Source organism: Pseudomonas sp. NPDC089743, from assembly GCF_044748785.1.
Lineage (GTDB): Bacteria > Pseudomonadota > Gammaproteobacteria > Pseudomonadales > Pseudomonadaceae > Aquipseudomonas > Aquipseudomonas putida_X.
The window spans coordinates 1-12,735 of sequence record NZ_JBIVGS010000029.1; the positions used below are offsets into that span (position 1 = coordinate 1).

At 61.4% G+C, this 12,735-nt stretch carries 11 protein-coding genes; 3 read left to right on the forward strand and 8 right to left on the reverse strand.

All coding sequences use genetic code 11. From position 1 onward, the window contains the following. Positions 1-134: 134 nt before the first annotated feature. The 4 genes from cysN to ACIPZC_RS25690 form a co-directional block, all read right to left on the reverse strand. Positions 135-2,036: a sulfate adenylyltransferase subunit CysN gene (gene cysN / locus ACIPZC_RS25675; protein ID WP_400630319.1), complete on the reverse strand. Its 1,902-nt coding sequence runs from the start codon at positions 2,034-2,036 to the stop codon at positions 135-137. 53 nt (positions 2,037-2,089) lie between these two features. After that, positions 2,090-2,431 (reverse strand): four helix bundle protein, encoded by a 342-nt coding sequence (locus ACIPZC_RS25680; protein ID WP_400630321.1) that lies wholly within the window; start codon positions 2,429-2,431, stop codon positions 2,090-2,092. 103 nt (positions 2,432-2,534) lie between these two features. Continuing rightward, the gene (gene cysD / locus ACIPZC_RS25685; protein WP_054884652.1) at positions 2,535-3,452 is read right to left on the reverse strand and encodes a sulfate adenylyltransferase subunit CysD; all 918 of its coding nucleotides are present in this window, start codon (positions 3,450-3,452) and stop codon (positions 2,535-2,537) included. Positions 3,453-3,676: 224 nt separating this feature from the next. Then, entirely contained in the window at positions 3,677-4,435 is a 759-nt protein-coding gene (locus ACIPZC_RS25690) for a Nif3-like dinuclear metal center hexameric protein (protein ID WP_241806639.1), read from the reverse strand. A 158-nt stretch (positions 4,436-4,593) separates the two neighbouring features. Here ACIPZC_RS25690 and algW point away from each other — a divergent pair, with 158 nt between their 5' ends. Then, positions 4,594-5,757 (forward strand): Do family serine endopeptidase AlgW, encoded by a 1,164-nt coding sequence (algW, locus tag ACIPZC_RS25695; RefSeq protein ID WP_241806638.1) that lies wholly within the window; start codon positions 4,594-4,596, stop codon positions 5,755-5,757. A 67-nt stretch (positions 5,758-5,824) separates the two neighbouring features. On the opposite strand, the gene ACIPZC_RS25700 is transcribed toward algW, so the two are convergent. The 4 genes from ACIPZC_RS25700 to ACIPZC_RS25715 all read right to left on the reverse strand — a co-directional run bounded on the left by ACIPZC_RS25700 (position 5,825) and on the right by ACIPZC_RS25715 (position 9,982). Next, positions 5,825-6,589 carry an amino acid ABC transporter ATP-binding protein gene (locus tag ACIPZC_RS25700; protein ID WP_054899237.1) on the reverse strand — a complete coding sequence of 255 codons (765 nt, stop codon included), beginning with the start codon at positions 6,587-6,589 and terminating at the stop codon, positions 5,825-5,827. Between the two features lie 10 nt (positions 6,590-6,599). Continuing rightward, a complete protein-coding gene (locus ACIPZC_RS25705; RefSeq protein ID WP_241806637.1) occupies positions 6,600-7,697 on the reverse strand; it encodes an amino acid ABC transporter permease in 1,098 nt (365 codons plus the stop codon). Between the two features lie 10 nt (positions 7,698-7,707). Next, positions 7,708-8,886, reverse strand: coding sequence for an amino acid ABC transporter permease (locus tag ACIPZC_RS25710; RefSeq protein WP_400630325.1), 1,179 nt, complete (start codon positions 8,884-8,886; stop codon positions 7,708-7,710). Positions 8,887-8,953: 67 nt separating this feature from the next. Beyond that, positions 8,954-9,982, reverse strand: a complete 1,029-nt coding sequence (locus ACIPZC_RS25715) for an amino acid ABC transporter substrate-binding protein (protein ID WP_241806635.1) — start codon at positions 9,980-9,982, stop codon at positions 8,954-8,956. 330 nt (positions 9,983-10,312) lie between these two features. Here ACIPZC_RS25715 and ACIPZC_RS25720 point away from each other — a divergent pair, with 330 nt between their 5' ends. Next, complete coding sequence (locus ACIPZC_RS25720) at positions 10,313-10,969, forward strand: alpha/beta hydrolase (RefSeq protein ID WP_241806634.1); 657 nt, start codon at positions 10,313-10,315, stop codon at positions 10,967-10,969. 100 nt (positions 10,970-11,069) lie between these two features. Continuing rightward, on the forward strand, positions 11,070-12,521 hold the full coding sequence (gene rhlB, locus ACIPZC_RS25725; RefSeq protein ID WP_400630327.1) for an ATP-dependent RNA helicase RhlB: 1,452 nt from the start codon (positions 11,070-11,072) through the stop codon (positions 12,519-12,521). Positions 12,522-12,735 lie beyond the last annotated feature (214 nt).

Genomic DNA, 12,735 nt, shown 5'->3' on the forward strand with positions numbered 1-12,735 from the left:
GTGTAGAGGACTTTCACCTCCAAGTCACCCACTCGGCCACCACAGCCAAGCGGGTTGCGCTGACGCGCAACGCGCCATGCCTGGCGCACAACAAAAAACCCCGCCGAAGCGGGGTTTTTCACAAGCAGCAATGCTTAGATAGCGCCACGCTGGCGCAGCACATCCAGCACCTGCTTCACGCCTTCTTCAACACTGGTGTTCTGGGTATCGATCACCAGGTCTGCATCCAGCGGCACATCGAACGGAAAGCTTTCACCCGGGATGTTGTCGCCACCGGCAGCGTACAGGCCCTGAGGGTCACGCTCGCGGCACGCCAGCGGCGAGGCCTGAACGTAAACAGTCACCAGGCGGTCCTTGCCGATCAGCGCCTTGGCCTGCTCGCGGCCTTCGGCATCCGGGGCGACGAAGGCAGCCAGGGTCAACAGGCCAGCTTCGTTGAACTGGCGCGCCACATGGGCGGCGCGGCGCCAGTTCTCGGTGCGGCCAGCGCGGTCTTGTGGCAGGCCTTTGTTCAGGTCGTGGCGCAGGTTCTGGCCATCGAGCACGTACACTGCACGGCCCATGTCGAACAGCTTGCGCTCCACGGCGTAGGCCAGGGTGCTCTTGCCAGCGCCGGACAGGCCGCTGAACAGCACGGTGGCCGGTTGCTGGCCGAAGCGCAGCGCGCGCTCTTCGGTAGACACGTGGGCCTGCTTGCCATGCTGGCCGGTGCTGCCGTGCGGCAGAACAGGCGGGGCGATGATCATGCCGGCGCCGACGGTGCCGTTGGTCAGGCGGTCGATGACGATGAACGCACCGGTGGTGCGGTTGCTGTCATAGCCGTCCAGGGCGATGGCGCTGTCCAGCGACACCTTGACGCGACCGATCTCGTTCAGCTGCAGCGCGCTGGCTGCATCTTTTTCGAGGGTGTTCACATCCACCTTGTGGGTGATGCTGGCAATCGAGCCCGGCACGTAGCTGGTGGCGCGCTTGATGTCGTATTTCTTGCCCGGCAGCATCGGTTCTTCGGCCATCCATACCAGCATGGCGTCGAACTGGTCGGTCACCGGTGGGACGTTGTCGGCATGTACCAGCAGGTCGCCACGGGAGATGTCGATCTCGTCTTCCATGGTCAGGGTCACGGCCTGGCCTGGGCCGGCGTTCTCCAGTTCACCTTCGTAGGTGACGATGGACTTGACCCGGCTGCTCTTGCCCGAGGGCAGCACGACGATTTCGTCGCCCTTGTGCACCACGCCGCTGGCGAGGGTACCGGCGAAGCCGCGGAAGTTCAGGTTAGGACGGTTGACGTACTGCACCGGGAAACGCAGGTCGGTGAAGTTGCGGTCGGCCGCGACCTCGACGGTTTCGAGGATTTCCATCAGCGCAGGGCCGGTGTACCACGGCGAACGCTCGCTGCGGTTGACCACGTTGTCGCCCTTGAGCGCAGACATCGGCACGAAGTGCAGGCTGCTCGGGGTCAGGTTGATGGCATCGGCGAACTTCAGGTAGTCGGCCTTGATTGCCTCGAAGACGCCTTCATCGAAGCCTTTGAGGTCCATCTTGTTGACCGCGACGACGATGTGCTTGATGCCCAGCAACGAAGCGATGTAGCTGTGCCGGCGGGTCTGGGTCTGCACGCCGTAGCGGGCATCGACCAGAATGATCGCCAGGTCACAGGTGGACGCGCCGGTGGCCATGTTGCGGGTGTACTGCTCGTGGCCTGGGGTGTCGGCGATGATGAACTTGCGCTTGGCGGTGGAGAAATAGCGGTAGGCGACATCGATGGTGATGCCTTGCTCACGCTCGGCCTGCAGGCCATCGACCAGCAGCGCCAGGTCGACTTCTTCGCCGGTGGTGCCGGACTTCTTCGAATCACGGGTGATGGCCTCGAGGTGGTCCTCGTAGATCATCTTCGAATCGTGCAGCAAGCGCCCGATCAGGGTGCTCTTGCCGTCATCCACGTTGCCGCAGGTGAGGAAACGCAGCAGTTCTTTACGCTCGTGCTGAGCCAGGTAGGCGAGGATGTCCTCGCTGATCAGATCGGATTGGTGACTCATTGCATTCAAGCTCCAAGCTGTAAGCTTCAAGCAGCAAGCTTGTCGGCATACAGCTAGTTAGAAATTTTGTTGATCAACCCTGCAAGCATTTTGGAGAGCTCGCGGGTTTCGTTAATCCAGTCGTTAGCCAATTCAGCGGGCAGGTAACCTATTTCACCGGCGATGATCAGTTGCGTACGCAGCTCCGCACTGGAGGCTTTCGCTACGCTGAGAAACCAGACCTTCTCTCGCCATCCTCTACGCTCCATCCCCTCAGCAATATTGGAGGGTATTGAAACAGCTGAGCGTGTGATCTGAGATCGGAACCCAAAATCTCGGCATTCGGCAAAAGCCCGATACATCTCGACCGCTAAGCACTTGCTTCTCTGCCAAACCAGTAACTTCTCAAAATCCACTGCGAGCACTCCCTGTGCGCCGCAGAGCAGGCGGCAGTCCGCAAATTTCAGAAGCTAACGCGTTTCGCTTCTTTCTTGCAGCTTGCCGCTTGTAACTTGAAGCTTAGAAGTAGCCCTGACGTTTCTTGTCTTCCATGGAGCCAGCGCCATCGTGGTCAATGACTCGGCCCTGGCGCTCGGAAGTGCGCGTCAGGAGCATTTCCTGAATGATGTCGGTGAGCGTTTCGGCTTCCGACTCGACAGCACCCGTGAGCGGGTAGCAACCGAGGGTACGGAAACGCACCTTCTTCTTGACGATGCGCGCTTTCTCTTCCTCGGAGAGGTGCTCGAGGATGCGGTCGTCGTCGATCATGATCAGGGTGCCGTTCTTCTCGATGACTTCACGCTCGGCAGCGAAGTACAGCGGCACGATCGGGATGCCTTCGAGGTAGATGTACTGCCAGATGTCCAGCTCGGTCCAGTTCGACAGCGGGAACACGCGGATCGACTCGCCTTTGTTGACCTTGCCGTTGTAGACGTTCCACAGTTCCGGGCGCTGGTTCTTCGGGTCCCAGCGGTGCTTGCTGTCACGGAACGAATAGACGCGCTCTTTGGCACGCGATTTTTCTTCGTCGCGGCGGGCACCACCGAAAGCGGCGTCGAAACCATGCTTGTCCAAAGCCTGCTTGAGGCCTTGCGTTTTCATGATGTCGGTGTGCTTGGAGCTGCCATGGGTGAATGGGTTGATGCCCTGCGCCACACCTTCAGGGTTGACGTGGGTGATCAGCTCCAGGCCCATTTCCTCGACCATCTTGTCGCGGAAGCGGTACATCTCCTGGAATTTCCACTGGGTGTCGACGTGCATCACCGGGAACGGCAGCTTGCCTGGGAAGAAGGCTTTGCGTGCCAGGTGCAGCATCACGGCGGAATCCTTGCCGATCGAGTAGAGCATCACCGGGTTGTCGAACTCGGCGGCCACCTCGCGGATGATGTGGATGCTTTCCGCCTCCAGCTGTTTCAAGTGCGTCAGTTTGTCGACCATGGCTACTCACGTAAAACGATCTTATGGACGGCCTTCGGGCCGTGTTCGAGCGAGCCACTTTATCACAGCGGCTGATTCTATTTAGGCGCCTGACTAGATCGAAAAGGTCTAACGATATGACTGGGGGTTTGGCTATCGAAGGGCCGCTCTGCGGCCCCTTTCGCCGGCAAACCGACGCCCATGCACTGGAGGCCCGCTTGCCCGCGATTGGGCCGAAGATGGCCTCAGATCGGGTTCGGGCAATCGATGAACAGGTGCTCCAGGGCAAAGCGCCGGGCCAGGTAGTCGCCCAACGCCTGCACACCGTAACGCTCGGTGGCATGGTGCCCGGCGGCAATGAAGCTCACGCCATTTTCGCGGGCACTGTGGTAGGTCTGCTCGGACGCCTCACCACTGATGAACACGTCCACCCCGGCCGCGATCGCCGTATCGATATAGCCCTGCCCTCCGCCGGTACACCAGCCGACGCGACGGATCACCTGGTCACCCTCGACCAGCAGCGGCTCACGCCCCGTGACCTCTTGCACACGGCGGGCGAAATCGCGCGCCGTCACAGGCTCGGCCAGCGAACCTACCAGCCCGACCACCTTGGGGTTATTCGGGTCCAGCGGCCCTTCGACAGTGATATCCAGTTGGCGGGCCAGTTGCACGTTGTTGCCAACTTCAGGGTGCACATCCAGCGGCAGATGGAAGGCCAACAGGCTGATGTCGTGCTTGAGCAGGGTTTTCAAGCGGCGCTGCTTGATCCCCGTGATGCACGGGTTCTCGCCCTTCCAGAAATAACCGTGGTGCACCAGTACCAGGTCGGCCTGTGCCTCGACTGCGGCATCGAGCAGTGCCTGGCTGGCGGTGACGCCGCTGACGATGCGGCTGACCTGCGGACGGCCTTCGACTTGCAGGCCATTGGGGCAGTAATCCTGGATTTTTGCGCTACCCAGGTAACGCTCGGCTTCTTCAACCAGGGTGTCAAGGGCGACGGCCATGGAAAATCTCCTCGAAATCTGCACGATCAACGGGAACAACGCCCGTATAATGGCCGCCATTATGGGCCGTCGCCGGCGTTGGGGAAACCGGTGTATGATCGCGCGCGTTCGCGCTCCGCCGCGCCACCATGGCCCTCGCCCACTCCCAGGATTCGTTCATGTTCAAGGCTTTGCGTTATTTTGGCTGGCCCCTGCTTACCGGCATATTGATCGCCATACTGATCATTCAGCGCTTCCCGCAGTGGGTCGGCCTGCCCAGCCAGGATGTAAACCTGCAACAAGCGCCACAGACCACGCAGATCATGCAAGGCCCGGTGTCCTATGCCGACGCCGTCACCCTCGCCGCCCCCGCCGTGGTCAACCTGTACACCACCAAGGTGGTGAACAAGAGCGCCCACCCGCTGTTCGAAGACCCGCAGTTCCGCCGTTTCTTCGGCGACAACCTGCCCAAGCAGCGGCGCTGGGAGTCGAGCCTGGGCTCGGCGGTGATCATGAGCCCCGAGGGCTATCTGCTGACCAACAACCACGTCACCAGCGGCGCCGACCAGATCGTCGTGGCCCTCAAAGACGGCCGCGAAACCCTGGCACGGGTGATCGGCAGCGACCCCGAAACCGATCTGGCAGTCTTGAAGATCGACCTCAAGAGCCTGCCGGCAATCACCATCGGCCGCTCCGACACCATCCACATCGGTGACGTCACCTTGGCCATCGGCAACCCCTTCGGCGTCGGCCAGACCGTTACCATGGGCATCATCAGCGCCACTGGCCGCAACCAGCTGGGGCTGAACAACTACGAAGACTTCATCCAGACCGACGCAGCGATCAACCCGGGCAACTCCGGCGGCGCACTGGTCGATGCCAACGGCAACCTGGTCGGCATCAATACGGCGATCTTCTCCAAATCTGGCGGTTCACAGGGCATCGGCTTCGCCATCCCAGTCAAACTGGCACTGGAGGTGATGAAGTCGATCGTCGAGCATGGCCAGGTGATTCGTGGCTGGCTGGGTATCGAAGTTCAGCCGCTGAGCCAGGAACTGGCCGAATCGTATGGCATGCAGGGCCGCCCCGGTATCGTTGTCGCGGGCATTTTCCGCGATGGCCCGGCGCAGAAGGCCGGGTTGCAACTCGGTGACGTGATCCTGAGCATCAATGGCGAGCCGGCCGGTGACGGGCGCAAGTCGATGAACCAGGTGGCGCGGATCAAGCCGAACGAGAAAATCACCATCGAGGTGATGCGTAACGGTCAGCAGCTGAAGCTGATCGCCGAGGTGGGCCTGCGGCCGCCACCTGCTCCGGCAGCTGCCCCAGAAGAAGCGAAATAACAGAAGGGCTGCTCTGCAGCCCATCGCCGGCTGGCCGGCGATGGGCCGCAGCGCGGCCCCAATTGCCTCAATGCAGGATCTGGCTGAGGAACAGCTTGGTACGGTCACTGCGCGGCCGGTCGAAGAAATCATCAGGCGCAGCCTGCTCCACGATCTCCCCCTTATCCATGAAGATCACCCGGTTCGCCACGGTGCGGGCAAAGCCCATTTCGTGAGTCACGCAGAGCATGGTCATGCCGTCCTCGGCCAGGCCAACCATGGTGTCGAGCACTTCCTTGACCATTTCCGGATCGAGCGCCGAGGTCGGCTCGTCGAACAGCATGATCTTCGGCTTCATGCACAGCGCCCGGGCAATCGCCACGCGCTGCTGCTGGCCACCGGACAACTGCCCCGGGAACTTGTGCGCCTGCTCCGGGATGCGTACCCGCTCCAGATAGTGCATGGCGATTTCCTCGGCCTTGCGCCGCGGCATCTTGCGCACCCACATGGGCGCCAGGGTGCAGTTTTCCAGGATGGTCAGGTGCGGGAACAGGTTGAAGTGCTGGAACACCATGCCCACCTCACGGCGGATCGCCTCGATCTGCTTGAGGTCGTTGGTCAGCTCCACACCATCGACCACGATGCGCCCCTGCTGGTGTTCTTCCAGGCGGTTGAGGCAGCGGATGGTGGTGGACTTGCCCGAGCCGGACGGCCCGCACAGCACGATACGCTCACCCTGGCGCACGTTCAGGTTGATGTCCTTCAGTACATGGAACTGGCCGTACCACTTGTTGACGCCCTGCATCTGGATGATGCCTTCTGGGCCGGCAGGCTGCTTGATCGCTTCACTCATTTCGAAACTCCTAACGCTTGTGGCCAGTGTCCAGCTTGCGCTCCAGGTGCATGGAGTAGCGGGACATACCGAAACAGAAGATCCAGAACACCAGGGCTGCGAACACATAGCCCTCGGTGGCCATGCCCAGCCAGGCCGGGTCGGCGGCAGCCTGCTTGACGCTGTTGAGCAGGTCGAACAGGCCGATGATGATGACCAGGCTGGTGTCCTTGAACAGGGCGATGAAGGTATTGACGATGCCAGGGATCACCAGCTTCAACGCCTGCGGCAGGATCACCAGGCCCATCGAACGCCAGTAGCCCAGGCCCATCGCGGCAGCGGCCTCATATTGCCCCTTGGGGATGGCCTGCAGGCCACCGCGCACCACCTCGGCGATGTACGCCGACTGGAACAGGATCACGCCGATCATGGCCCGCAGCAGCTTGTCGAAACTCATGCCTTCGGGCAGGAACAACGGCAGCATCACCGACGACATGAACAGCACGGTGATCAACGGCACCCCACGCCAGAACTCGATGAAGGTCACGCAGACCACCTTCACCGCAGGCATCCGTGAACGCCGCCCCAAGGCCAGCAGGATGCCCAGCGGCAAGGCGCCCACGATACCCACCGTGGCGATGACCAGGGTCAGCATCAGCCCGCCCCACTGGCTGGTCGGCACGCTTGCCAGGCCAAGGTATCCGCCATGCAGCAGCGTGTAGGCCAGGATCGGATACACCACCAGAAAGCCCAGGCCGTAGACGGCCTTGCGCGGGAAACGCTTGATGAACAGCGGCGCGGCGCCCAGCACGGCAAGCCATACGGTCAGGTCCACGCGCCAGCGCAACTCCACCGGATAGTAGCCGTACATGAACTGGCCAAAGCGCTGCTGGATGAACACCCAGCAGGCGCCCTCCTTGGTGCAGTCGGCGCGCGTGGTGCCGACCCAGTTGGCGTCGATCAACGCCCACTGCAGCAGCGGCGGCACGATCAGCCATATCAGGTACACGGCGAACAGGGTCAGCAGGGTGTTGATCCAGCTGGAGAAAAGGTTTGCCCGCATCCATGCGAGCACGCCGACGGTCTTGACCGGTGGCGGCATGTCAGGTTTGAAAACATGGGCATTCACGGGCGTATCCTCACCGCTCGATCAGCGCAATGCGCTTGTTGTACCAGTTCATCAGCAGCGAAATGCTGATGCTGATGGCGAGATAGACACTCATGGTGATGGCGATCACCTCGATGGCCTGGCCGGTCTGGTTGAGTACGGTACCGGCGAACAGCGAGACCATCTCTGGGTAGCCGATGCCGGCCGCCAGCGACGAGTTCTTCGCCAGGTTCAGGTACTGGCTGGTCAGCGGCGGAATGATCACCCGCAGTGCCTGGGGGATGATCACCTTGCGCAGCGTCGGGCCTTCGCGCAGCCCGAGCGAACGGGCGGCTTCGGTCTGGCCATGGCTGACCGAACGGATGCCCGAGCGCACGATTTCGGCGATGAACGCGGCGGTGTAGATGGTCAGTGCCAAGGTCAGCGCAAGCAGTTCCGGAATCAGAACCCACCCGCCAACGAAGTTGAAACCTTTGAGCTGCGGGTTTTCCCAATGCACAGGGCTGCCGAACAGCAACGCACAAAGGCCAGGGATCACCAGGAACAGGGCAAGCCCTGCCCAGAACTTGTGGAACGGTTCTCCGGTTTCGTTGAAGCGTTTGTTGGCGTAACGCACCATCGCCATGATTGCCACGATCGCCAGCACTAGGGCGGCGACGAATGGCCAGAAGCCTTCGGCCATGGTAGCGCCGGGCATGTTCAGGCCACGATTGCTGATGAAGAAGGCATCGTCGAAGCTGATGCTGCCCCGTGGCCCCGGCAGGGTCAGAAACACGGCGAAATACCAGAACAGGATCTGCAGCAGCGGCGGGATGTTGCGGAATGTCTCGACGTACACCGTCGCCAGCTTATTGATCATCCAGTTCGGTGACAGGCGCGCCACACCGATGATGAACCCCAGGATCGTTGCCAGGATGACGCCGATGAAGGTGACCAGCAGGGTATTGAGCAAGCCGATCACGAACACGCGTGCATAGCTGTCGGACTCCACGTAGGGAATCAGATGCTGGGCGATGCCAAAGCCGGCACTGCGGTCGAGGAAGTCGAAACCGGAAGTGATGCCCCGGTGTTGCAGGTTGGTCTGCGTGTTGTGGAACAGGTACCAGCCCAGACCCACCACGAAGATGATCGTGAGAATCTGGAACAACCACGCGCGCACACGTGGATCGCTCAGGGTCAGCCCCTTTTGTGCGCCGATTTGATTTTGCATGAAGTGCCCCGGACAGTAGGGATTCGAACAGCCTGCGGCGGCGGAATGCCGCCGCAGGGTGCAGCCATCAGCGCACAGGTGGCGCGTACTGGATGCCGCCGTTGTTCCACAGGGCGTTCATGCCACGGTCGATCTTCAAGTCAGTGCTCTGGCCCAGGTTCTTCTCGAACACCTCGCCATAGTTACCCACTTGCTTGACGATCTGTACTACCCAGTCTTTGGGCAGCTTGAGGTCCTTGCCGTACTCACCATCGGCACCCAGCAGGCGGGCGACGTCAGGATTTTTGGTGCCTTTGGCTTCAGCCTCGACATTCTTCGAGGTGACGCCAGCCTCTTCGGCGTTGAGCATGGCGAACAGGGTCCACTTGACGATGCTGAACCACTCCTCGTCGCCCTTGCGTACCACCGGGCCCAGCGGCTCCTTGGAGATGGTTTCCGGCAGCACCACGTAGTCGGTCGGGCCGGCCAGCTTGGAACGCTGGGCGAACAGCTGCGACTTGTCCGAGGTCAGCACGTCGCAACGGCCAGACTCCAGCGACTTGGCGCTTTCGTCGGAGGTATCGAAGGTGATCGGGGTGTACTTCAGGCCGTTGGCGCGGAAGTAGTCGGAGACGTTCAGCTCGGTGGTGGTACCTGCCTGGATGCAGATGGTCGCGCCATCGAGCTCCTTGGCACTGGAAACACCCAGCTTCTTGTTGACCAAAAAGCCAACGCCGTCATAGTAAGTGACGCCGGTGAACACCAGGCCCATGCCGGCATCGCGCGAGCTGGTCCAGGTGGTGTTGCGCGACAACACATCGACTTCGCCGGACTGCAGCGCAGTGAAGCGTTCCTTGGCGTTGAGCTGGCTGAACTTGACCTTGGTGGCATCGCCGAACACGGCGGCGGCCACGGCGCGGCAGACATCGGCGTCGATACCGATGATCTTGCCCTGCGCATCAGGAACCGAGAAGCCTGGAAGACCGTCGCTCACGCCACACTGGACGAAGCCCTTCTTCTTGACCGCATCGAGGGTGGCGCCGGCCTGGGCATTGCTCACGGCGCCCAGCGCGGCGGCAGCGGTGAGGACTGCCAGGGTGGTTTTCAACATCTTCATTCACAACCTCCAAATCGCTCTTGTTGTACGAGCCGGAATTGCACCGCACCCTTATGAGGCGCATCCGACCCTTGTTGGCTTGTTATTGGGTCAATGGCGCAATGGGCTGTTCTATGACAGCCTTCGCGTGTCAAGGGTGTTACCGTACCGGCCCGACCCTTGCATCGCAGGTTTCATAGCAAGGGGCGTACCATAGTTGGCGGCTAAAGCGTTTAAGCGCTCGTCAAGTAGGGAAAGTTGTATCGTTGCGACATTCTTTTTCCGACAATCATTTCCAGCGCCTTCTTTTTGCGCATGCCTTCATACGATTCGCACACTTTCGGAGCAGTCATGACCCACCCGTTGATTCTCGAACCCCAGAAAACCGCAGATGCCTGTGTGATCTGGTTGCACGGCCTGGGCGCCGACCGTTACGACTTCCTACCGGTTGCCGAATTCATGCAGGAACGTCTGCTGAGCACGCGGTTCGTCATGCCCCAGGCGCCGACCCGGCCAGTCACCATCAACGGCGGCTATGCCATGCCCAGCTGGTACGACATCAAGGCCATGACCCCGGCCCGCGCCATCGACGAAGCGCAGCTGGAAGAATCGGCCGACCAGATCATTGCCCTTATCGAAGCCGAGCGGGCCAAAGGCATCGACCTGACGCGGATCATCCTGGCCGGTTTCTCCCAAGGGGGCGCGGTCGTGCTGCACACCGCCTATATAAAGTGGCAAGAAGCGCTGGGCGGTGTGATCGCACTGTCGACCTACGCACCGACCTTCAACGACACCCATCAGCTGAGCGCCTGTCAGCAACGCACCCCGGCCCTGTGCCTGCATGGGGTGCACGACCCGGTGGTGATCCCGTCCATGGGCCGCACCGCTTTCGAGTACCTGAACACCTGGGGCGTGGCCGCACGCTGGCAGGAATACCCAATGGAGCACGAGGTGGTGGTGGCAGAGCTGAGCGATATCCACGACTGGCTGAGCACGCAACTGCAATAGTCAGGCTCTCTTGTAGTTGTGGGCGCATTCCGCTACGCCGCACCCAGATCTTGCATTACACTGCCCGGCGTACATTCCTTAATCAGTTGATGAGACGATCGTGCTCAAGGCACTCAAGAAAATATTCGGCAAGGGAGACGCGGCACCTCAGGCCGTCGCTCCTGCTGCCAGCATCACGCCGCCTGCGGCGCACGTAGCTCAGCCCGAGCCGCAGCCCTCCACGCCGCGCATCGAAGCCGCCGCCAAGGCTCCATTGCCTGTCGCCGCGGCCAAAGCCGAGCCGCCGGCCAAGGACAAGCCCCGTCGCGAACGCAAGCCCAAACCCCAGGCCAGCCTCTGGAAGCCTGAAGACTTCGTGGTCGAACCACAGGAAGGCAAGACCCGCTTCCACGATTTCAAGCTCTCCAACGAGCTGATGCACGCCATCCATGACCTGGGCTTTCCTTACTGCACGCCGATCCAGGCCCAGGTATTGGGTTACACCCTGCGCGGGCAGGACGCCATCGGCCGCGCGCAGACCGGCACCGGCAAGACCGCCGCGTTCCTCATCTCGATCATCTCTCAGCTGCAGCAGACGCCGCCGCCCAAAGAGCGCTACATGGGCGAGCCGCGTGCGCTGATCATCGCGCCTACCCGCGAGCTGGTGGTACAGATCGCCAAGGACGCCGCCGCGCTGACCAAATACACCGGCCTGAACGTCATGACTTTCGTCGGCGGCATGGACTTCGACAAGCAGCTCAAGGCGCTGGAAGCACGCCACTGCGACATCCTGGTGGCCACCCCTGGCCGCCTGTTGGACTTCAACCAGCGCGGCGATGTGCATCTGGACATGGTCGAGGTGATGGTGCTGGACGAAGCCGACCGTATGCTCGACATGGGTTTCATCCCACAGGTGCGGCAGATCATCCGCCAGACCCCACCCAAGAGCGAGCGCCAGACCCTGCTGTTCTCTGCCACCTTCACCGACGACGTGATGAACCTGGCCAAGCAGTGGACCACCAACCCTGCGATCGTCGAGATCGAGCCGGAGAATGTCGCCAGCGAAACCGTCGAACAGCACGTCTACGCGGTGGCGGGCAGCGACAAGTACAAGCTGTTGTACAACCTGGTGACCCAGAACAAGTGGGAGCGGGTGATGGTGTTCGCCAACCGCAAGGACGAAGTGCGGCGTATCGAGGAGAAACTGGTACGCGACGGTATCAATGCCGCCCAGCTGTCGGGCGACGTGCCGCAGCACAAGCGCATACGTACCCTGGAAAGTTTCCGCGAAGGCCGGATCACCGTGCTGGTGGCCACCGACGTGGCGGGGCGAGGCATTCACATCGACGGCATCAGCCATGTGATCAACTTCACCCTGCCGGAAGACCCGGATGACTACGTGCACCGTATCGGCCGTACGGGCCGTGCCGGCACCAATGGTGTGTCGATCAGCTTTGCCGGTGAGGATGATTCATATCAGTTGCCTGCGATCGAGACGCTGCTGGGGCGCAAGATCAAGTGCGAGATGCCGCCGGACGAGCTGCTCAAGCCGGTGCCGCGCAAGCATCATTGAGGGGTGGGGACAAAGCCGGCTTGCGGGCGATGGGCCGCAAAGCGGACCTAGATGCTCGCTAGTCCCGTCGAGCGCGCTCGGGCTATTACAGCTTTGCTATGGGGGCTGCTGCGCAGCCCATCGCCGGCAAGCCGGCTTGTATGGTTAGACTTGAAGGGGTGGTGGGACTAAATGCCGGATTCTGACTGTTGACGCAGTACAGACTGTGGGAGAC

Coding starts and splice junctions, on each gene's coding strand:
- cysD (WP_054884652.1), bottom strand. CDS start 3,452: ATGGTCGACAAACTGACGCACTTGAAACAGCTGGAGGCGGAAAGCATC.
- ACIPZC_RS25720 (WP_241806634.1), top strand. CDS start 10,313: ATGACCCACCCGTTGATTCTCGAACCCCAGAAAACCGCAGATGCCTGT.
- ACIPZC_RS25690 (WP_241806639.1), bottom strand. CDS start 4,435: ATGGCCGTCGCCCTTGACACCCTGGTTGAAGAAGCCGAGCGTTACCTG.
- ACIPZC_RS25715 (WP_241806635.1), bottom strand. CDS start 9,982: ATGAAGATGTTGAAAACCACCCTGGCAGTCCTCACCGCTGCCGCCGCG.
- ACIPZC_RS25710 (WP_400630325.1), bottom strand. CDS start 8,886: ATGCAAAATCAAATCGGCGCACAAAAGGGGCTGACCCTGAGCGATCCA.
- ACIPZC_RS25700 (WP_054899237.1), bottom strand. CDS start 6,589: ATGAGTGAAGCGATCAAGCAGCCTGCCGGCCCAGAAGGCATCATCCAG.
- cysN (WP_400630319.1), bottom strand. CDS start 2,036: ATGAGTCACCAATCCGATCTGATCAGCGAGGACATCCTCGCCTACCTG.
- algW (WP_241806638.1), top strand. CDS start 4,594: ATGTTCAAGGCTTTGCGTTATTTTGGCTGGCCCCTGCTTACCGGCATA.